Origin of the sequence: Ruminococcus sp. AM42-11 (genome assembly GCF_003480145.1) — a bacterium.
Taxonomy (GTDB): Bacteria; Bacillota; Clostridia; order Lachnospirales; family Lachnospiraceae; genus Blautia_A; species Blautia_A faecis.
The window spans coordinates 148264-170017 of the sequence record NZ_QUIO01000003.1; the positions used below are offsets into that span (position 1 = coordinate 148264).

At 44.0% G+C, this 21754-nt stretch carries 15 protein-coding genes and 1 pseudogene; 7 read left to right on the forward strand and 9 right to left on the reverse strand.

All coding sequences use genetic code 11. The features are described from left to right. The first annotated feature begins 92 nt into the window (after positions 1–92). Positions 93–4895, forward strand: coding sequence for a fibronectin type III domain-containing protein (locus DW904_RS03400; protein WP_118578069.1), 4803 nt, complete (start codon positions 93–95; stop codon positions 4893–4895). Positions 4896–5007: 112 nt separating this feature from the next. On the opposite strand, the gene nrdG is transcribed toward DW904_RS03400, so the two are convergent. The 5 genes from nrdG to DW904_RS03425 all read right to left on the reverse strand — a co-directional run bounded on the left by nrdG (position 5008) and on the right by DW904_RS03425 (position 11554). Further along, positions 5008–5517 (reverse strand): anaerobic ribonucleoside-triphosphate reductase activating protein, encoded by a 510-nt coding sequence (nrdG, locus tag DW904_RS03405; protein ID WP_118578070.1) that lies wholly within the window; start codon positions 5515–5517, stop codon positions 5008–5010. 192 nt (positions 5518–5709) lie between these two features. After that, complete coding sequence (gene nrdD / locus DW904_RS03410; protein ID WP_118578071.1) at positions 5710–7899, reverse strand: anaerobic ribonucleoside-triphosphate reductase; 2190 nt, start codon at positions 7897–7899, stop codon at positions 5710–5712. A gap of 432 nt (positions 7900–8331) precedes the next feature. Further along, a complete protein-coding gene (locus DW904_RS03415) occupies positions 8332–9195 on the reverse strand; it encodes a carbohydrate ABC transporter permease (protein ID WP_118578072.1) in 864 nt (287 codons plus the stop codon). A gap of 1 nt (position 9196) precedes the next feature. Continuing rightward, entirely contained in the window at positions 9197–10075 is an 879-nt protein-coding gene (locus DW904_RS03420; protein ID WP_226837207.1) for a sugar ABC transporter permease, read from the reverse strand. A 249-nt stretch (positions 10076–10324) separates the two neighbouring features. Beyond that, the gene (locus DW904_RS03425; protein WP_226815019.1) at positions 10325–11554 is read right to left on the reverse strand and encodes an extracellular solute-binding protein; all 1230 of its coding nucleotides are present in this window, start codon (positions 11552–11554) and stop codon (positions 10325–10327) included. Positions 11555–12033: 479 nt separating this feature from the next. On the opposite strand from DW904_RS03425, the gene DW904_RS03430 reads away from it, so the two are divergent. The 3 genes and pseudogenes from DW904_RS03430 to DW904_RS24905 all read left to right on the forward strand — a co-directional run. Next, positions 12034–12351: a hypothetical protein gene (locus DW904_RS03430; protein ID WP_347562010.1), complete on the forward strand. Its 318-nt coding sequence runs from the start codon at positions 12034–12036 to the stop codon at positions 12349–12351. 72 nt (positions 12352–12423) lie between these two features. Continuing rightward, positions 12424–13356 carry an AEC family transporter gene (locus DW904_RS03435; RefSeq protein ID WP_118578073.1) on the forward strand — a complete coding sequence of 311 codons (933 nt, stop codon included), beginning with the start codon at positions 12424–12426 and terminating at the stop codon, positions 13354–13356. A gap of 67 nt (positions 13357–13423) precedes the next feature. Further along, positions 13424–13498, forward strand: a pseudogene (locus DW904_RS24905) (DUF6783 domain-containing protein); the annotation flags it as partial. A 24-nt stretch (positions 13499–13522) separates the two neighbouring features. Here DW904_RS24905 and DW904_RS23510 read toward each other — a convergent pair. The 4 genes from DW904_RS23510 to gnpA all read right to left on the reverse strand — a co-directional run bounded on the left by DW904_RS23510 (position 13523) and on the right by gnpA (position 17864). Next, positions 13523–13849 carry an ATP-binding protein gene (locus tag DW904_RS23510; protein ID WP_243110280.1) on the reverse strand — a complete coding sequence of 109 codons (327 nt, stop codon included), beginning with the start codon at positions 13847–13849 and terminating at the stop codon, positions 13523–13525. Positions 13850–13860: 11 nt separating this feature from the next. Continuing rightward, positions 13861–14865: an ATP-binding protein gene (locus DW904_RS03440; protein ID WP_243110281.1), complete on the reverse strand. Its 1005-nt coding sequence runs from the start codon at positions 14863–14865 to the stop codon at positions 13861–13863. Positions 14866–14867: 2 nt separating this feature from the next. Next, positions 14868–15584, reverse strand: coding sequence for a LytTR family DNA-binding domain-containing protein (locus DW904_RS03445; protein ID WP_118578074.1), 717 nt, complete (start codon positions 15582–15584; stop codon positions 14868–14870). A gap of 117 nt (positions 15585–15701) precedes the next feature. Continuing rightward, entirely contained in the window at positions 15702–17864 is a 2163-nt protein-coding gene (gnpA, locus tag DW904_RS03450; RefSeq protein WP_118578075.1) for a 1,3-beta-galactosyl-N-acetylhexosamine phosphorylase, read from the reverse strand. Between the two features lie 271 nt (positions 17865–18135). Between gnpA and DW904_RS03455 the strand changes: the two genes are divergently transcribed. The 3 genes from DW904_RS03455 to DW904_RS03465 all read left to right on the forward strand — a co-directional run bounded on the left by DW904_RS03455 (position 18136) and on the right by DW904_RS03465 (position 21453). Further along, positions 18136–18960 carry a helix-turn-helix domain-containing protein gene (locus DW904_RS03455; RefSeq protein ID WP_118578076.1) on the forward strand — a complete coding sequence of 275 codons (825 nt, stop codon included), beginning with the start codon at positions 18136–18138 and terminating at the stop codon, positions 18958–18960. A 144-nt stretch (positions 18961–19104) separates the two neighbouring features. Continuing rightward, entirely contained in the window at positions 19105–19314 is a 210-nt protein-coding gene (locus DW904_RS03460) for a hypothetical protein (RefSeq protein ID WP_118578077.1), read from the forward strand. 33 nt (positions 19315–19347) lie between these two features. Next, entirely contained in the window at positions 19348–21453 is a 2106-nt protein-coding gene (locus tag DW904_RS03465) for an ATP-binding protein (protein WP_118578078.1), read from the forward strand. The last annotated feature ends 301 nt before the right edge of the window (positions 21454–21754 follow it).

A 21754-nucleotide genomic window follows, 5' to 3' on the forward strand; every position in this document is an offset into this window, starting at 1 on the left:
AAAACACTTGCCTAAAACGGAGTAATACGCTATAATTTCCCCATACTACTTATTGATCAATTTCAATAAATTTAATTCATGGAGGAAAATGTATGAAGAAAGATTTGAAAACACTCAATAAGTCTGTTGCCATTGCAATTGCAGCGGCAATGACCGCAACTTCCGCACCGACACCGCTTCTGGCGTCAGATTTTACAGATGGAGGAGATTTCGTATCTGAGTCTCCGGCAGCGGAAGCGGACACCACAGAGGAAGCTGCTGTAGAGGCAGATGGCTTCGGAGATGAAGCCGCAGTGTCAGCTGTTACAGAGGATGGCTTCGGTGACAGTGAGGCAGTTGCAGACGCAGAAGAGAGCGGAAGCACCGATGAGGTTGCTGCTTTTGATGCAGAGGCACCTGGCAAGATCGGACATGTTGCATTTGATGAGGAGGATAAGAATGTTCTTACCTGGTATGCAGACCAGAAGGCAGATGAATACCAGATCCGTGTAACAGACGGAGAGTACACTTACCGCTACAATTATGATGCAAGCGAGCCAGAGACCGGTTATCCGTCAACAGTCAACTTGAGCTATAGTCTTACAAGTCTTACCATGCGGCCGTTCAAGGTTGACGCAGAAGGAAACCTTGTATACAAACCAGATGGTAAAGACGGATATATTGCAGGTCTTGAGAATGGCAAGACATACAAAGTTTCCGTTCGCGCCGTAAACCGTAACAGCGCAGATGGAACTGTTGCATATGGTGAATGGTCTGACGCTGTAGATTATACCTACGCAAAGAAGGTCGCTGAGCCGAAGAGTGTGACAATTTATGCAGCTGAAAGAAAGAATCAGATTCAGGTATCCGGCGAGAACCAGAACCTCGAGGTTTCCATTAAGGATGAAGCTGGAAATGAATATTATTCTTATGCATATGGAGCAAAGGAACCCTCCTATGTAACTACTTCAGGTAACTGGCTCAATTTCTATGAGAATTACGGTTATCTGCTTAAAAAGAACGACACCACAGGTCTTTATGAAGTCGCTTCTGATGCAGACGGAAAATATATCGGTGCTTTCCAGAAAGGCAAGAAATATACCGTTAAAGTCCGTGCATATACAGGCTCCGGCGACGAGAAGAAGGTAGGCGACTGGTCCAATGAGCTGGTTGTAGAAGCAGACGACAGCGGCAGTCTTGTACCAGAGAAGACCGGTAATTTCAAATACAACGATGAATATGAATATGTAAGCTGGAACCGTATCCAGAATACATATGTATCCCAGTACGAAGTTGAAGTAGATGGAAAAGTTGCCTTTACAACAGATTCCAATTATTCCTATCCAAACTTCTATTTAGGAAGAACCTACGGAGAGTTCAAATTTGAAAGAGGTAAAACCTATACCATCCGTGTCCGCGGAATTAATTACAGATATGAGAATGGTGCAAACAAGAAGCAGGAAGGTGAATGGTCTGACGCTTATACAGTAACTTATAAAGCTGTAGATACAAGCCTGAAGAAAATCTCCGGTGTAACAGCTTCTTCTTATGTTCTCAGCTGGAATCCGGATAAGAATGCAGACAGCTATGAGATTAAGATCACAGACGAAGCTGGACGTGAGTACTTTGAGTCGCTGGCATCCGATCGGAAGAGTGGCAGGTATACCAGAGTAAGCGGCACCAGATATTCCTTTGATGAGTCTGATTATAGAACTTATACAAGCGTAGACGGAGTTCTGGAACCTGTTATTTACCCGGCTACCGGTCAGCCTGTTTATGCATTTGAAGACGGAAAGACCTATAATCTTTCTGTTCGTGCCGTTAAGATCGGAGAGGATGGTAAGGAAGTATACGGAGACTGGTCCAATGCATTTGCATACAAAGTAACCGCTTCAGATGCAGGTACCAGTGAGAAGCCTGCAGCTGTTTCCGGTGTAAATGTAAACACAGAGGATAGTGAGCCAACCTTGCGTTGGAACGCACTTGACAATGTAAACCGCTATGAAATCCTTGTAAAAGATTCTGCCGGCCGTGAATACGTGAGCTCAGCTTCTCTGAAGGATGACGGAACTGTTGATAAGACCTACTACAGCGTCGGACGCGGTAATTTCCCAAGTGTTTCCCTGTCAGAGCTTAAAGATGAAGATTTGTATACATATACAACAGATCCTAAGGTTTCATTTGACCGTGTAAGAGATGAGAAGGGCGATCCGATCAAGGCAATGGCTCCTGGAGAATCCTATACCTTCCAGGTACGTGCAGTACGCACTTATACCGTTGATACAGACGGAAAGAAAGTCACAAAGACCGTAGAAGGCGACTGGTCAGCACCGTCCGCTGCATTTACAGTAGATGCTCTTCAGCCGATCACAGATCTTCAGTATGTAAAAGCTGACGATGAGTACTATTATTTCACATACAGTGCAAAGGTTGATTTAAACAGCGTATGGTATCAGATCGCAACAGGCACAGAATTTACTACTGCAACTATGGCAAGTGACTGGAGCAGCTTCTATTATGATGGCTCAGCTGGTTCTGCGAAACTGAAGATCAGTAAAAACAACAGTAATCTGGAAGCAGGAAAAACCTATTATGTTCGTGCAGTGAGCAGTGCAGACAGACCGGAAGAGGAAGAGGTTGCAAAACTGAAACCTGCAGCAGTCTCCTTCACTACAGATGCAGAAAAGGCACCTAAGAATGTGACTGGCTTAGAGATGTATAAAGAATCTGAAAACAGCTTCGAATTCCGTTTTGATGCTGTTCTGGAAGATGGCGACTCTTATGAGCTCCAGTACACTGATAAGGCACAGCCTTCCGAAGAGGACTGGGTAACAGCTTCTTCCAGTGGTTACTATGATGAAGATGAAGATGAGTACTATGAGGATGATGATGCACTTACATTGAGAAAATCCTTATTAAAAGAAGGAGCAACCTATGTAAGAGTTGTCGCTTATGTAAAAGACAAGAGCGGAAACAAGAAATACGGTACTCCTTCCAATGTAGTAGCTGTCAATGTCTCCAAAGCCACTTCAGCGATCAGCAACCTGAAGCTGGTTGAGAAAACACCGGATGGTTATGTATTCTCCTATGACGGAACTGTAAGAAAAGAAGAAGATGTAGAATTCTGGTATTCCGAATCACCTGAATTTGTAAATGATTACAAGGTTACAGATTGTATTTCTGGTGAGAATAATAAGGCAACACTTTACTTTGAATCACTTACACCAGGCAAGACCTATTATGTGCGTGCCCGTGTAAAAAATGATAAGGCAGCTACACTTGCACAGAAATACAGTGCATACACAAATACAGCATCATTTAACGCTGGTATGCCGAATATATCTGTAACAAATGTTATCACAGCTAAGACCGTTACCTTAAAGATGAGCGCTGAAAGCGGATCAGAAAGCTGGCTTACCGGCTATCAGATCCAGAGAAAGAATGGCAAGAAATATAAAACAATTGCCAAAACTACAGACAGCGTTTATAAGAACACCAAACTGAAAGCAGATACTACCTATACTTACAGAGTAAGACCATATTATTATGATTCCGAAACAGGCAAGACCACTTATGGAGCATGGGCTTATAATAAGGTTACTACCTGGGGCGGTGCGCTGAAGCTGAAAGCAACACCTAAGAGCACAACTTCTGTAAAACTGTCCTGGACCAAGATCAAAGGTGCTAAGGGATATGAGATTTACAGATGTGAAGGATCTTCTATTGGAGATACTGTAGCAGCTGGCATGACCAACAATTTTGCTAAGTATAAACTGATCAAGACTACAAGTGCAAAGGCTTCCAGTTATACAGACAAGAAGCTTCAGAGCGGTATGGATTATTACTATCTTGTAAGAGCATACAAGACTGTAGGAAACAGCAAGTATTACATTGATGAAGGTGTATATGCAAATCTTAGCTTCGAGATGACTACCGTTAACAGAATTTCTTATGCAAACGGTAAGATGAAGTTAAGCTGGCAGCCGGTATATGCAGGAAAGGGTTATCTGGTTGAGAAGAGAAATGAAGAGACTGGTGCATGGGAAACCTATAAGACACTGAAAGCTTCCACATCTTCCATTACATTCCCGGCAGCAGATACGGAAACAACCTATCGTGTACGTGCATACAGAGGACAGGAATACAGCAATGAAATCAGAGCAACAGTTAATCCTGTTTTAGCAACTCCTGGCAATGTAAAAGCTGTTGCAAACAAAGCAGATGGAAGTATTACTGTAACATGGAATCCGGTAGCAGGTGCTGATTACTATCGTGTATACAGAACCACCTCTTCCTGGAACAGATATAACAAAGACAGCAATTCTTACAGCTATAGTTACGGTTCCAGTGCAACTGTCCCGAATTATGTTGCTGATTCCACAACAGTCAGCGGATACAAATTCGTTAGTGAACTGAAGGAAACGACTATTACAGATCGCGAGATCAAGTACACCTATAATGGTGCAACAAGCACAGAGTACAAAGGACCGAAAGCAGGAGTAAAATATTACTATTATGTAATTGCTTACAAGAATGGTAAGTCCTATGAGTACAAAGATTCTGCTGATGAAACATATACAAGTGGTGCAAGCAAATCTGCAAGTGCTATAGTTTCCACAGCAAAGATCGCGAAGCCAACCAGTCCAAAAGCGAAAGCAACAAAGGGCAAGATTACTGTCAGCTGGAAGAAAGTAACAGGAGCTACCGGATATCAGGTATACCGTTCCACTAAGAAAGGTTCCGGATACAAACTGGTAGGAACTATTACAAAAGGCTCCAAAGTGAAATATGTTGACAAGAGCTCCAAGAAAGCTGGAACCAAGTATTATTACAAAGTACGCGCCGTTGGAAACAACGAAGCAGGTGTTCCAATCTATTCTTCTTACAGCACACCAAAATATGCGAAAGCAAAATAAATAAAGTGTAATAAAATCCCCCTCCTGTTAGACAGGAGGGGGATTTTCGATTACCCAGATGTAAAAACTTATGCAACTATTTGAATGCAGATATAAGAAAAGAAGACCCGTATCACAGGCCTTCTTTAATAAGCTTACCATCTTTTAAATGCAGAATTCGCTGATTGCTGCTCCCTCTGAACTGAAGGGAGAGGTTTTTCAATTCCTGAATAAACTCTCCGTCTACCAGAACGTCGATGCAGGAAAGCATCCGGTCTGTAAAAGGAGTGTAGATCTTACCTCCGGGAACCATATCTTTGTCAAAAAGATATCCACTGTAACACCAGATGGATTTATCCGGAAAGGTACGCCTGATCTCTTCCAGAAGCTCTGCCAGAACAGGCTGATTCTCTGGCTCGAATGGCTCGCCGCCGAGTAGGGAGAAGCCCTCTATATAAGACGGAGCAAGCAGCTCCAGGAGCTTATCCTGAGTCTCCCGGGTAAATGGCTTACCGTAGTTAAAATCCCACGTAGGTGCGTTAAAACAGCCCTTACAGTGGTGCCTGCAGCCAGATACGAACAGGCTTACACGCACGCCTGTGCCGTCTGCAATATCGTATGATTTGATGTTTCCATAATTCATAATTGAGTTCCTCCAATCAGATAAAATCTCCCACAAATTGTGACGCACATCTTGCAGAAGGTCTTTTTCAAACACACTCCGGAAACACTGTAAAAGAAATCCGGACAGGGATCAAAATTGTGAAAATTAGAAAGCTGTCCGGATTTTTTTATAAAGGCAATGTAAAAAAATTATAATACAATGCCGGATTTATTATAGATGTAATACACGATCCTTAATCTCCTGGGTACGTCCCTGGTTCCAGAACTGGGTACCGATGTATCCGCAGGTTCTTCTGGCAACGCTCATCTTGTCCTGATTGCGGTTACCGCAGTTCGGGCATTCCCAGATCAGCTTGCCGTTCTCGTCTTCTTTGATCTGGATCTCTCCGTCATATCCGCAGACATCACAGAAATCACTCTTGGTATTCAGCTCTGCATACATGATGTTATCATAGATAAACTTCATAACAGAGAGAACTGCCGGAATATTCTGCTTCATATTCGGAACTTCCACGTAGCTGATGGCTCCTCCTGGAGAAAGCTTCTGGAATTCAGACTCGAATTTCAGCTTGGAGAATGCGTCGATCTCCTCAGTAACGTGAACGTGATAGCTGTTTGTAATATAATTCTTATCCGTAACTCCTGGAATGATGCCAAAACGCTTCTGGAGACATTTGGAAAACTTGTATGTGGTGGATTCCATCGGAGTGCCATATACAGAGTAGCTGATGTTCTCAGCTGCCTTCCACTGGGCACATTTGTCATTAAGGCGCTGCATAACCTTCAGCGCAAACGGACGAACCTCAGGGTCTGTATGAGGCTTTCCGTACATTCTCATGCACATCTCATGGAGACCTGCATATCCAAGTGAGATCGTAGAATAGCCGTCATAAAGAAGCTTGTCAATGGTCTCACCCTTCTTAAGCCGTGCAAGAGCACCATACTGCCACAGGATCGGGGCAACATCGGAAACTGTGCCAAGAAGACGCTCATGTCTGCAGCGGAGTGCTCTGTGGCAAAGCTCCAGGCGCTCCTCCAGAATCTCCCAGAACTTATCAAAATCGCCGTCTGAGGAGCAGGCTACATCTACAAGGTTAATGGTAACAACACCCTGGTTAAAACGACCGTAGAACTTGTAGGAACCGTCCGGGTTCTTCTGTTTCTCCTCAACGGTAAGGAAGGAACGGCATCCCATGCAGGTGTAAACATTGCCGTTTTTTAACTGGCGCATGATCTTGGCTGAGATGTAATCCGGAACCATACGCTTGGCAGTACATTTCGCTGCAAGCTCTGTGAGGTACCAATATTTGGAATCCTCGTGGATGTTATCCTCATCCAGCACATAGATCAGCTTCGGGAATGCAGGTGTGATCCACGCACCGCGCTCGTTCTTAACACCCTGCATACGCTGCTTCATAACTTCCTCGATGATCAGTGCAAGGTCATCACGGGTGCGTCCCTCCGGAACTTCATCAAGATACATGAAAATCGTTACAAATGGTGCCTGTCCGTTACAGGTCATAAGAGTGATCAGCTGGTACTGGATCGTCTGGATACCACTCTGGATCTCATCCTTCAGTCTGCGTTCCGATACCTTCTGGATGATCTCATCATCAAGAGGCTCACCGCAAGCCTTACGTTCCTCGATTACCTTGTTACGGATCTTCTGGCGGCTGATGTCTACAAAAGGAGCCAGATGGGCGAGAGAGAAGGACTGTCCGCCGTACTGATTGCTGGCTACCTGTGCGACGATCTGTGTGGTAACGTTACATGCGGTAAAGAAGCTGTGAGGCTTCTCAATCAGTGTCTGGCTGATAACCGTGCCGTTCTGGAGCATATCCTGCAGATTGATCAGGTCACAGTTATGCTCACGCTGTGCGTAGTAATCGGAATCATGGAAATGAATGATTCCCTCGTCGTGAGCCTTTACGATCTCCTCAGGAAGAAGAACACGCATGGTCAGGTCCTTGCTGACCTCGCCTGCCATGTAATCACGCTGGGTAGAGTTAATAGTAGGGTTCTTATTGGAGTTCTCCTGCTTGGCATTCTCATTAATCTGGTCAAGAAGAGCAAGGATGCTGTCGTCTGTGGTATTGGACTTGCGGGTAAGCTCTCTCTTGTAGCGATAGCGCACATACTTCTGTGCAACCTCATAACCGCGCATCTCCATAATGCCGGTCTCTACCATATCCTGAATATCTTCCACATTGACAGCGTGGGAGGATTCAAGGGCACGGGTGGCAATCATATCAGCAAGCGCTGTGATCTGGTAATGACTCAGCCTGTGAAGCTTGGAAACCTCCTCATTCGCTTTTTCAACGGCATTGATGATCTTCGCCTTATCAAAAATAACTTCCACGCCATTTCGTTTAATGACGTTTGCATTGACCTCAGTACTCATTCTTTCAAATCCCTCCATATATTGTGTTTAAATCTTTAATTACATACTAGATGTTGTGCACTATCAATATTACAGTATTCTACAGAAAAGTCAAGGTCAAAACCATTGATTTTAAAAATCTGTGAAATGTGCTGAATTTTCGTCAGCAGGACAGAAGAATCATTCGGTGATCTCCGGTATAGAGTTCCTGAAATGTGCGGAATCATCGGGGTTATTCCGTATGTGAAATTTTACCGTACACAATAAAACAGTTACTGGATGACCAGTAACATGCTTTGTATGATTTCGCGCCGCAGCTGTGAACAATGTTCACAAAAACACCTGGCGGAATACTGCCTTCTGAATAGTTATGGGGCATGAACAAAGGGCTGCCCTGGGCAACCCTTTCTCGCGTCCGCATCTTCCTCTATTATACTTGGAAAAAAATAAAAATCAACCCTTGACACCACCAGAAGTGAGTCCTCCAACCAGATTTTTTTCGATTCCGACGAACAGAATCACAACTGGAACAATTGCATAGAGGGAAGCAGCAAACAGATACTGCCACTCGATCATATTGTAACCGTTGAAAATATTGATACCAACGGTGAGAGGCTTGAAGGTATCAGTGGAGATCAGTGTCAGTGCCACTGTATATTCGTTCCAGGCGTTGATAAATACGAAAATAAGCGCTGTAACGATACCAGGTGCAGCAACAGGCAGAAGGATCCTTAAAAGGGCATGTACGCGGTTACAGCCGTCAATAGTGGCAGCCTGCTCCATCTCAGGGGAGATGCTCAGGAAAGTACCGCGGAGCAGCCAGATAGCAAATGCCTGGTTAAATGCTGCGTTGATAAAGATCAGGCCGATAATGCTGTTGGTAAGATGGAACGCCATCATAACCTTGTAGATACCGATGAGAAGTACAACCGGTGCGAACATCTGGGAGACAATAACAAATCCCAGAAAAGCAGTCTGGCCTTTGAATTTCATTCTGGACAGGGCATAAGCAGCTGGGATACCGCAGACCATAGCCAGAAGAGTGGAGCCTCCTGCGATCACAATGGAGTTCATCATGTAATTGCTCATGGGAGCCAGCTTCCATACATCTGTGAAGTTGGACCAGATGGCCTCAACAGGGAAAATAGTTCCATTCATGGAAAAGATTTCCGCGCGGCTTTTAAGAGCAGTACATACAGTTACAAAATATGGGTATAAAGTTATCAGACAGATGGCGATGATCACTACATAGAGCAATACACGCAAAACTGTGTTTCTGGTATTTTTTTTCTTAACTGAAGCATTGGTGTTTGCCATATTATTCGTCTCCTTTCTTCAGTACGGAAACCATGTACAGGCTGGCGCAGAAAAGAAGAATCAGGAAGCCGATAACAGATACGGCTGCTGCCTGTCCCTGTTTGCCGTTGTAGAAGGCCAGTTTGTACAGATAGGTAACCAGGGTGTCGGTACGGTTGGCAGGGTCACCCTTGGTGATGGTCCATATGATCGGAAAAGAGTTAAATACGTAGATAATGTTCAGGATGGTACTGATGGTAAGATTCGGACGTACCAGCGGGATGGTGATCTGGAACATTTTCTGCCAGTAGCTGGCTCCGTCTACGGCTGCTGCCTCATAGTAGCTGGCATCAATACTCTGCAGACCGGAAAGTACGGTAAAGGTTACAAATGGAATGGTAACAAAAATACCGCAGGCAATTTCCCAGGCGAAATAAGCACCGGCAGTAGGAGTCCAGTTCACAGCGTGGTCAATAATGCCAAGCTTCATCAACAGTGTATTTAAGGTACCGTAATCTGTGTCGATGATGAATTTCCAGATACTTGCCTGAACGATCAGGGTTGTGGCCCATGGGAAAACAACAACGGCACGTGCAAGCTTACGGCCTTTAAATTCATTGTTGAGGAGAATCGCAAGGATAAATCCAAGGAGTGTGGAGATGCCGACTACGGCAACGGTCCACACAAGGGTGTTTTTCAGCACCATGGCAAAAACAGGGCTGTTTGTTACCTTGCGGAAATTTTCCAATCCGGCGAAGCCTTTGATCAGACCAGCTTTGCTGACGTCGCTTAAGGCCATACGGAATACAAAGATAATAGGAACCAGGATGAAAATTGCCATGAGAAGGACACTTGGCAGGATCCATACATATGGTTCCACTTTTTTGAATTTTTTCTTCACAGGGATACCTCTCTTTTTATAAAAATAGCGTTGACGCTGCGCAGACAAGCACAGAAAACGGCGTTTGTTACGCAGAAAAACAGAACCTTCTTGTGACAAATACAAGAAGCAGCGTTTGCTTCGCAAAAAGGTGGAACCTTCTTGTGCCTGGCACAAGAAGTAGCGTTTGCTTCGCAAACTTAAAAATGGACCGGACCCGTAAGTCCGGCCCATTATCTTCCTCGTAATGGGAAAAACAGTGGATTAAGATCAGCCAGCGATTTCTGCCTGAAGGTCATCCAGTAATTCCTGAACGTCGCCGCCAAGAAGAGCATTCTGCTCTACGTTGATAACGCCCTGTTTTACATCTGCCCATTCTGCTTTCGCTGTTGGATAGAATTTACAGCTGTCTAAGATATCAATCCAGCTTGCCATATCTTCGTTAGCTGCTGCGAGAGCCTCGCCGCCGGACTTGGTTGCCGGAAGGAATCCCTCCATGTCAACCCACTCTGTATAACGGGCATCATCATAGAAATAATCAAAGAATGTGGAGATAGCAGCTTTCTCATCATCTGAGTAGTCGTTATCGAAGCACATGAAGCGGTCCATAACACCTGCAGATACAGACTCGCCTGTATTGGAAGGAATGGAAGCAACGCCGTAGTTTACTTCATTTCCGCCTGTAGCAATGTAGGTAGGTAAGCTGTTCGGTGCGATGAGCATAGCAACCTTACCTGCGCCGAACATATCCTGCAGATCGTAACGGGTATCGTTAGCAGGATCGGTGTTTGTGTAACCGGAATTTACAAGATCGATTGCGTACTGGATTGCTTCAACGTTCTGCTCACTGTTCAGTGTCCAGTTACCTTCATCGTCAACAAATCCGCCGCCGTTGTTCCAGGTGTAGTATGCGAATGCTGCCTGACCTTCGTCAGTAGTCATATCGATACCCCATGGATAAATGCTGTCATCATAAGCTTTAAGGGCTTCACAAGCAGCTTTCAGCTCATCCCATGTAGTAGGAACTTCTACGCCTGCTGCATCAAGGATGTCTTTGTTATAGTACATAGCACGTGCAGATGCAAGATCCGGGATAGCCCATACAGTTCCGTCTACTTCAGACTGTGCAAGGAATGCATCGTACATCTTGCTGTAGGTCTCTTCAGAAACAACGTCCTGGATCGGAAGAAGGAGATCATCTGCCTGATAATCTGCGAATACGTCGATATTCAGGACATCAGGAGCTTCGCCATTGGCGATACGGGTATTTACTACGGTGTAGATATCGTTCCAGGAAACAACCTCTACGTTCAGGTTAATGTCCGGGTTTGCTTCATTAAATTCTGTCACGAAGTTCGCCCACCAGTCAGCAGTCTGCTGGCCATACTGTGCAGCAATGACGTTTATGTCTACTTTGTCTGCGGCGGATGCGGTGACCGGAGCCATGGAGAGAGCCATTGATAAAGCTGCGCCTGTTGCTAAAACCTGTTTCATTTTCATAAGTATTACCTCCCTTTAGATACGAGTTGAGGCATTCCATAGATACATCCTTGTACCAAATGGAGTGCCTCTCTGTAGAAAATAGCATACAACAAAAATAGTCAGATGTCAACAGGAATTGGTGAAAAAAACAATGAAAAATATCAAAAACAAAGAAAAACACAACGAAATACACAAAAGAAAAAACAAAAAACCACAAAAGCCATGGAAAAAATGTAGAGAGTAGAATAAAATAACAGATAATTTATAAAAAATTATACAAAAAACGAGAAGTATGGTACGAAATCATACAAATCAGGATTTCTTTGCTCACGAAGAAATTACGATAACCAGGATTTGGTTAAAATGTGGTTTGACATTTCAGGGGCGGATATTATACAATCATATTTAATCGAAAAAAATTCAGGAAAGGAGTATGCGGCAGTCAAAAAGAACTGAGAGGGTAAGCCCTGATGGCATGCACTGCTGCAGAATATAAAATGGAAGAATTATACGCTGCAATTGAGAAAAAAATCAAAGCTTCCGGTTATCCGCGTGAGATTTCCGGTGCAGATGTGTATGATGATATCTGCGACCAGATCGAGGGAAAAGAGAACGGAAGCTATATTCTTCTGTCCAAGTTTGAGGATGATGTAATCTTTGAGTATCATATCACGGTAATGGATGATGATTTTAATCTCGGGGTTCTTACCATGCGTACGCTGAGGGAGTATTTGAGACCGATTTTGATGAATAAAAGAACTATTCAGACACGCTCTGGCAGAAGAGTTTGCCATACGAAATATCCTGTAAGGTAAGAAATCAGGAAGAGTCTGGATTAAGAAATACCAAAATACAATATTAAGAAATACATAGAAAGCGTGCATAAAATGAAAGTATTGGAAATTATTTTGCCCGTACTGGTGATGATCCTTCTGGGCATGGCCTGCAAGCGGCTGAAACTGCTGGATCAGAATGGAATTAACAATATGAAGCTTCTGGTGACCCAGATCATGCTTCCTGTGGCAATTTTCCATGCCCTTGCTACGGCAGAATATAATAAAGAAACCGGAATTCTGGTTGGAATCATGTTTGTAATGCTGGTTGTTTCCTTTAGCATCGGTTTTTTACTCCGTCCGCTTATGCCGGCAGAGTGTTACCGGAAATATCTGCCCTTTATGGTCAGTGTATACGAAGGCGGTTCCATGGCCTATCCTTTATATACCAGCCTTTGCGGAGCGGAGAACCTTTCCCAGATCGCAGTGCTGGATATTGCAGGCCTTTTGTTTGGCTTCAGCGTCTATATGGGAATGCTCGGACAGGTGGAAAACGGGGAAAAGATCGATCCGGGAAAACTGTTTTCCAGTGCAATACGCACACCGGCGTTTATTGCAAGTGTGCTGGGAATTATTGCCGGACTTACCGGTGTGGTGCAGAAGCTTCTTGCCGGACCGTTTGCAGGTACCTATACAAGTGTGGAGAACATTCTCACCACTTCCATAACCTCAGTTATTCTGCTGGTGGTAGGATTCAGCATTGAATTTGATAAGAAACTTCTTTCCCCATGTATCAGGACCATTGTACTTCGTGTTCTTCTTCAGGCAGTCATGATCGGGGGAGTGCTGCTGGCAATACATTACATAGTAGGGGATCATCTTCTTTTGAACCTTGCAGTGATCAGCTACATGTCCGCTCCAGCCACATTCAGTATGCAGACCTTCCTGAAGAGTGAGGATGGAAGCGCTTATGTTTCCACCACCAATTCTCTGTATTGCCTGGTATCCATACTGGTGTATGTGGTCATGGCATTTGTAGTTTATTGATGCAGAAAAAGAAAGCTTCAGACAGTATCATTTCTGATATTGTTCTGCAGCTTTCTTTTTTTGTTGGATTCGGGGAAAATATACCGCAAAGTGGGGCGTGCAGATTGCGGGAATGATTTTTCAGATACGCTCCAGAGTGTGTCTGCATGAAACCTCTCTGCTTTGCCTATGGATGAGAAACGGCTGTTTTCTGTATGCGCAGCATAATTTTAGCAGTAAAAACACCATTCTCATAAGTGAAGCTGCTGTCTCCTCCATTCTTTTCTGCAATGTGGCGGACAGACTGGATTCCCACTCCGTTTCCGGTACGCTTGGATGACTGGAAAATATGATTTTTCTCCTGTATTTTCCCTTCAAAGGTATTTTCCACCTGGATCAGGAGAAGGTGCTTATGATGAAGGTAAACCTCTGCATGGATTCTCCTGTTGGAAGACTTTGCTTTCAGGCTGGCTTCCAGAGCATTTTCCAGAAGGTTGGAGAGAACCAGGCACATATCAATCTGGTCTATGGAAATGTGGCTGGCAGATCTGCCTTTGCCTGGAAAGGAATGTTCTCTCGTTTTGCCAGAGCGGCATAATGGCTGATCACGCTGTCAGCCGCCTGGTTTTCACAAAAATGCAGGTTGTAGTCTGGGATTTTACTGTTTGCATTGGAAAGATATTCTTTTATTTTTTCCAGATCTCCCTTTTCAGCCAGGGAAGAAAGCTGCAAAAAGTGATGGCGGATATCGTGTCGTGCCTGCCTTGCCTCCTCTATGGCAGAGCAAAGGTTCTCATATCGTGCCTGCTGAAGGGAGAGAAAATGATTTTCCTGCTGAAGCCTTGCATTTTTATTCAGGCTGTTGGCCATCATAAGAAACATTGTGTAAAACAGCATGAGAATTACAAGAAGCATCAGGCTGATCACAATGTAGCCCTGCAAAATACGTCCAGTATACAGAGTTCCCTCATATTTGGGAATCATAAAGAGATTCAGACCTATAAAAATCAGTGGCAGTATCCAGAAAACATACCAGGTCTGGGCTAAATTTTCGTCATCGATCATAGTGCGGGCTGCATGGGAGGCCGGGTACCAGGCGGCAGCAACGAACAGCAGACATATTACATTGTAAAAAATACCGGCACTGGTGTGAAACCAGATCTCTGTTTCCGGAAGTCCAAGTCTTTCTGCCACAATGGCATTCACTGCTCTGGAAAGGCTGTTTACACAGGCAAAGACCGCACATACTGCCAAAAAAATGCTACCGGATTTCCAGATAGAGATAGTCAGGCTTTTGTGATAGATCAGCATCAGTACCAGCAGAGTGGGAAAAAGCACTGAGCTGGTAGGGATGTTAAGAAAGTAACAAAATCCTCCTTCCAGGAGACAGATTCCTGCCAGAAGAGGTGCAAGCCATGCAGCCAGTCTGCCGGGCGGTTGTTTCAGATATGTCTGTACCGGCAGATAAGCAAGGAACAGACCAGAAATCATTACCGTAAGCTCCAGAACAGGTCTTAATATAGTATTCATATTCAATGTCCCCTTTGAAACAGAAAATCCATAAAAGTCTGTCTTGCATTTTTGACCAGCTTCCGGCTGACGGAAATCCGGGTTTCATCGTCCAGGATAAACAGGGCTCCATCAAAATCAACAGCATGCTCCAGATTGATCACAACGCCTCTGCTGCAAAGATAAAATCTTGGATCCATTTTCAGGGATGCAGTAAAGGCTTCGAAGGACTGGCGGGTGATCAGTTCTTTGCCGCCAGTGGTGTGAATATGGATCATATGGGAAAAATGTTCTGCGTATATAATATGTCGAAACGGAACCTGCACATTGCTTCCGTTTACTTTTATATCTATGTATTTTCCGGAATCCGGGATCCTGGAAAGAACCTCATCGATCAGGTCTGAAATTTCATTTTCGGGATATGGCTTCACAAGGTAGTGCATGGCACGGACCTTGAACCCATCCAGAGCATGATCCGTAGAAGTGGTAGTAAAAATTAAAAGTGCATCCGAGTCAAATGTCCGAAGCTCTCTGGCAGTCTCGATCCCATTTGCACCACTCATGTAGATGTCCAGAAAAACGACGGTGAAAGGACGTTCCTTTGCCGCAATAAGAAAATCTTCTCCATTTTCAAATTCAAATAAATTTACGTGAATCCCACGTCTGGAAAGCTGTTTCGTCAGTACGTCTGCGAGCTTGTCACGCTCTTCTTTAATGTCATCAACAATTGCAATTCTCATAATGGTTTCCTTTGTTTTGTGATAGGTTTATTATAATACCATTCGCGCCATTTTCCAACACTTCGTGACAGAATTATTGAAATATGATGTGGTTTAATTATAATAAACCTATGACTATTAAATCTGGTACCATTTAATTTCGTTTGCATCCATATGAAGCGGGAAGCTGCTGCCATCTCCTTTATAGACGACTGTATCCTGTGACTCGTAAGTATTGTTTACGACACAGTACTTGCCATTCTTTACATAAGCGTGGACCTCTACATTATAATTGGTGGAATACCATCGGTTCAGTTCGTCCTCGGCAGATGCAGACCAGAGAACCGCACGGTAGAGCACACGGCTGTTTCTGAAGCTGTATGGAAGTCCGCTGATGTAAACACCGCGGCCTTTTCCAAAGGTTTTTACTGCCATCTGTACCTCATGGTCATTCTGGATCAGGATCCGGGTTTCCGGAAGTGCAAAAATATTCTTTTTGCCCTCACCGAAGTCCACATCACCTTCTGCATCAGCCAGAATAAAGTGGTCTCTGTGTTCTTCCCAGTTGTATTTATCGGTATTTAAATTGAAGCCTCTTTCTTCTTCCACACCCAGTACATCATCCAGCTGGAAGAATTTTCCCTGCCACTGATGGGCTGCAGGCTCGCCAACTCCGATGAAACCACCGCCATTGTAAACGAACTCCTTTACAGCAGTAATAATGGTTTCATTTACCCAGTACTCGCCGCCGCTTTGCGCAGTATCCGCATCCCCTACATTGATCACAACATCAAATTTTTTCAGCAGATCCTTATCTGCCAGAATATCATCAAAACTGATAAAGGATACATCAAAGGGTGCACCGCTTAATGCCTCAATAATGCCAAAATAAGAGTAATTCTGTTTGTAATAGATTGCGTGATGTACCATATGATTGCCCCAGGAGCGCATGCGGCCCCAGCAGTTTAACACAGCAACACGTTTCACGCAGTATGGAGTCACACCCTGGATATTATCATAAAGGGTGCGGAATTCCTGGCAGACCTCTTTAATGTACTGGACAAAATCCGGGAACTGAAGAGCCAGCTTCAGATATCCGCCATAACCAATTCTCTGGATGGGGCTTCTGAGAATGGCACGCCTTGCAGTTACCCAGTTTACCTTCGCCTCTTTCACCGGGTCTCCACCTTCGTGGAAGGTGTCCGGGAAAAAGTATGGAAGAAATCGTCCTTCCGTGTATTTTACATTTTTAATATCGCTGAACAGACGCAGGGTTGCACCATTTCCTACACTTCCAACCACAGCATCAAGACCGATGGAAGCAAACTCATCCATAAATGGCTCCATGCCGATCCAGTGGTCACCCATGAACATCATGGCTTCTTTGCCATATTCATGGACAATGTCTACCATTTCCTTTGCAAGCTTCGCGACCTCGCGGCGCTGGAATGCCTGGAAGTCCTTGAATTCCTTAGATGGAATGCGATAGGTATTGTTCATGTAGCCCTGGTCGATAATGTATTCCGGGCGGAAGGGATAGCCAACCTCTTTTTCAAACTGCTCCAGCACATATGGACTGACAGATGCGGAATAACCGAACCAGTCCACATATTTCTCCCTTGCCAGCTCATCAAAGATCAGGGTGAACTGATGGAAAAAGGTGGTGAAGCGTACCACATCCACATACTGGTGGGTGTCAAGGAATCTGCGGAGGCGCTCCAGGGAATGAGCTCTTGTTTTTGGCTGGCGCACATCAAAGGTGATCTGCGGCTCTACATCTTTCCAGTCGTTTACCACTGCATTGTACATATGTACCGGATCCCACATAATATAAGCCAGGAAGCTGACGGTATACTCATGGAACGGTTTTACAGGTGTAATTACCACATTTCCGCTCGCTTCTTCATAATGCCACTGACTTGCCGGAACCACTTCTCCTGTGGTACGGTCGATCACTTCCCACCACTTTGTGATATCATCGCGTGTGTTCACCTTCAGCATATCCGGGTACAGGTGGTCCATAAGGTGGATCTCCAGTTTGTCTGATGTTGCGGTGTGGAAAGAACTCATAATGTACATTTGCTGGATCTCATCCGGATTAGCCTTTGCCCAGGCATTGTCCTTTCGGGTGGTGTAGTAGGTAGCGTAGATTTTCGCACCGGTGTCCTTCAGCTCCTGTGGAAATTCGGTTCCATCACAGTCACGGATGGCATCTGCGCCCCACTCATTCATAATATCCAGTGTTTCCTTTACCACATCCAGGTTGGTAGGAATGGTAACTCTGCCTTTTTTCTGTTCCATTTTGCGACCTCGCTTTTCTTTTTTTTATTTACAAGGGTTGTTAACATTGTTTGATAGTTGTTTTTTTCTGTAATATAAGAATACGTTTTTGACAGATGTTTTTCAACAGAGTTGTTGCTAAGGTTTTTAGAAATATTGCTGTATTTTCCGTTCTATGGTACTCTAAGTGTGCGAGTGTTTATTCCCTGTTGTTTGAAAACGCTGTATTCGGAATATCGGGAGCCGACAGCGCAGACAACAAACTATAGTTTATGATACATAAGGAGAATCTATGAGTACACGTTCTTTTTCTTTTTCCAATGATAATCCACTTTCTACAGAAGCAGTTCTGGTGAATGCCTCATCCTCCAGATACGAAGAGGACTGGCCCAGCATTCCTCATACCCATGCTTTTACGGAGCTTTTTTATGTTTCCAGAGGAAACGGCGAATTTCTTATAGAAAATCAGCGCTTTTCCATTGCAAGGGACGATCTGGTCATTATCAATCCACATATCCTGCACACGGAAACTTCCCAGAGCGCTGCGCCCCTTTCTTATTATACTGTAGGAGTGGATGGAATTAGTTTTTCTTTCCGGGATCAGAAGGAATTCCAGATTTTCAACTGCCGGAAGATTAATACAGATCTTTTGTTTTATTTCCACTCCCTTTTTCAGGAATTAGATGAGAAAAAAGAGGGTTATGAAGAGATTTGCAGACATACGCTCTCCATTCTTATTGCCCAGCTTCGCAGGATAACAGATTCCGGCTTCCAGCTGGTGCCTTCTTTTCATCCAAGTAAGGAGTGTGCACAGGTCAAGCGCTATCTGGATTCTAACTATGGGGAAGATATCAATCTGGATCAGCTGGCGGCATTAAGTCATCTGAACAAATATTATCTAAGCCACGAGTTTACACGATATTATGGGATTTCTCCCATTAATTATCTGAACCGGCGCAGGATTGAGGTTTGCAAAAATCTTCTGGAAAATACAGATCATGATATTTCTGACATTGCCCATCTTGCAGGCTTTTCTTCTCAGAGCTATCTGGCGCAGAGTTTTCGGAAATCTTGCGGTATGACTGCTATGGAGTACAGACGAAGCAGGCGTGAATAAACAGAGATATTATTTCGAAGCGTGTGACTAGTAACGTTTTGGCTAAAATGCCAAAAAATAGTTGAAGACACAGGTAAAAACTTGTATAATTGACTATAGTAAAAAGTGAAATCATATTAAAATCATATACAGGAGGAAACTATTATGAAAGAAGCGAATGACAAAAAAGAGAGCATGAAGCCTGTGAGTCAGGCAGTTGTTGAGTTGGATGATGAAGCATTGGATCAGGTCAGCGGAGGCCTGAAGAGGCTGGACAGCGATTGGAAGTCGGAAATAACAGAGATTTGCAAGTTATGCGGCTCCACCAGAAACGTCCGTGGTGGTTTATGCCTGGCATGCAAAAACAAATGTTAACAGCAAAAGAAAGGATAAATTTAAAACGGTATTATGCTTTCACGAGAAAAAACAAAGACAGACGATCAAAGGCAGGATGTAAATGATTATCCGGTGAAAGAACAATATGTTTTAAGCAGATTATTGCCCGAGTATGTATCTTTATACCGGATAGATCTTAATTCCGGCAAATATGAAATACTGAGACTGGATGCGAATACCAATGCCAGGCAGCTGGCGGAGAAAGATCCCCATCCGGCTGAAAATTTTGATGAATATGTGAGAAGATATGCAGACAATTTTATTCTGGATGAAGAGAAAGAAGAGTTTATAGACTGGCATCTTTGCGCAAATATGAAAAGAAGGCTTTTACATGAAGAGAAGTTTACTTACCATTACCACAGTGTTTCAAAGGAAGGGAAAGATAGCTATTATGAAGCCTATGTAGTGAAGGGAAAGACAGATGATGAGACCTTTGATGCTTTTCTTGGATATCGCAATATAGACAATATCCTTTACAAAGAGAAGGAAATCCAGGAGAAACTGCGAAAAGCTCTGGATGAGGCCAGATTGGGAAATGAGATCATTTCCTCCATTGCCAGAACATACCAGTATATTTCCAGAATTGATATCCAGGCAGATTATTTTGAGGAAATTTCCAACAGGGATGTGGAGCATTTGAAATATATTCATTCAGGCATTTTGTCTGAAAGCAATAGAAAAGTTTGCAGTGAACTGGTTGCAGAAGAGTATCAGGATGCTTTTTACAGATTTACAGATATCTCTACACTGCCTGAACGAATGAAAGACGAAGAATCTGTCGTTATGGAATACCGGATGAAGGATGGAAGCTGGCATAGTCTGCGCTTTATTGAAAAGAAAAGGGATGAAAACGGCCGCCTGACCCATGTTCTTTGTGCAATCCGAAGTATCAGTGATGCGAAGAGAAGGGAGCAGACTCTTATATACCAGGCTGCAGAAGCGAAGAAGGATGCGGCGGTTAAAACCAGATTTCTGTCTAATATGAGCCATGATATCCGAACTCCCATGAATGGGATCATAGGTATGATCGAATTGGCAAACCGTTATCCCAATGACCCTGAAATGCAGCAGAAATGCAGGGATAAGATCATGGAATCCTCCAGATATCTGGTTTCTCTTGTAAATGATATACTGGATATGAATAAACTGGAGTCGGGAGATATTGTTGACCAGGAGCTTACTTTTGATCTGACAGAAATCCTGAGCAGGAGCAACACAGAAAAGCAGCTTCAGGCAGCTGAGAAAAATATAGAATACATCGTGGATTGGGAAAGATCAAAGCTAAGTTATATATTATTAACCGGAAATCCTGTTTATCTGGAACGGCTTCTGAATGCGATTTCTGATAATGCGGTGAAATTTACGAAACCAGGCGGAAGGATTCATGTATGGTGTAAGGAGAAATTTGCGGATGAAAAGCAGGTAGTGTATGAATTTGGCTGTGCAGATAATGGTCCTGGTATGAGCCAGGAGTTTGTGGCACATGCGTTTGATCTTTTTACCCAGGAGAAGGAGACCAGCCGGTCGAAATATGAAGGTACCGGACTGGGACTTTCCATTGCAAAGAAGCTGACAGACAGAATGGGCGGCACAATCCGGATCGAAAGTAAAGAGGGAACCGGCACAACTGTGGTCATGACAATTCCGTTCAAAATCGGAGAAGCAGAAAAAGCCCGGAAGCTGGAGGATTTTGTAAAGGATCCGAATACGATTTCCCTTGAAGGTCTGCGTGCACTGGTAGTTGAGGATAATGAACTGAACATGGAAATCGCCAGCTTTATGCTGGAAGATAATGGAATAATTGTGGATTGCGCCAAAGACGGACTGGAGGCAATTGGAAAATTTGAAAAGTCCGAGCCAGGCTATTATGACGTGATTTTAATGGATATCATGATGCCAAACTTAAACGGCTGGGATACTACCCGGAGAATTCGTTCCATGAAAAGATCAGATGCAGAGCGTGTACCGGTTATTGCCATGAGTGCCAATGCATTTGCAGAAGACATTATAAACAGCCGGATATCCGGCATGGATGAGCATCTTACCAAACCCCTTGAACCGGCGAGGCTTGTAAATGTACTTAAGGATTGTATCTGGAGGAGAAAACATAAGCTGTAAACAGGCTGTTGATCAGTGGAGGAAGGATGCGTGCAATGAGCAACAGCCGCAGTTACTGTTCACTGGTAACGTTCCGCGAGGTATTTTTTGTGAACAAAGTTCACAGAAAACCCGAGAGTTGCGGCGCGAAATCATGCAAAGCATGATTTCTGTGCATCGCGAAGCGCGTTACTGTGAACGGAGTAAACAGTAACCAGCCGCATCCTTGATCGTTGCAAAATCAGAAAAGAAGCTTGATATTGACAAATATATGAGTTAAAATCAGAAGACATAATTCGTTTATATTTTATTGGTTTATGTC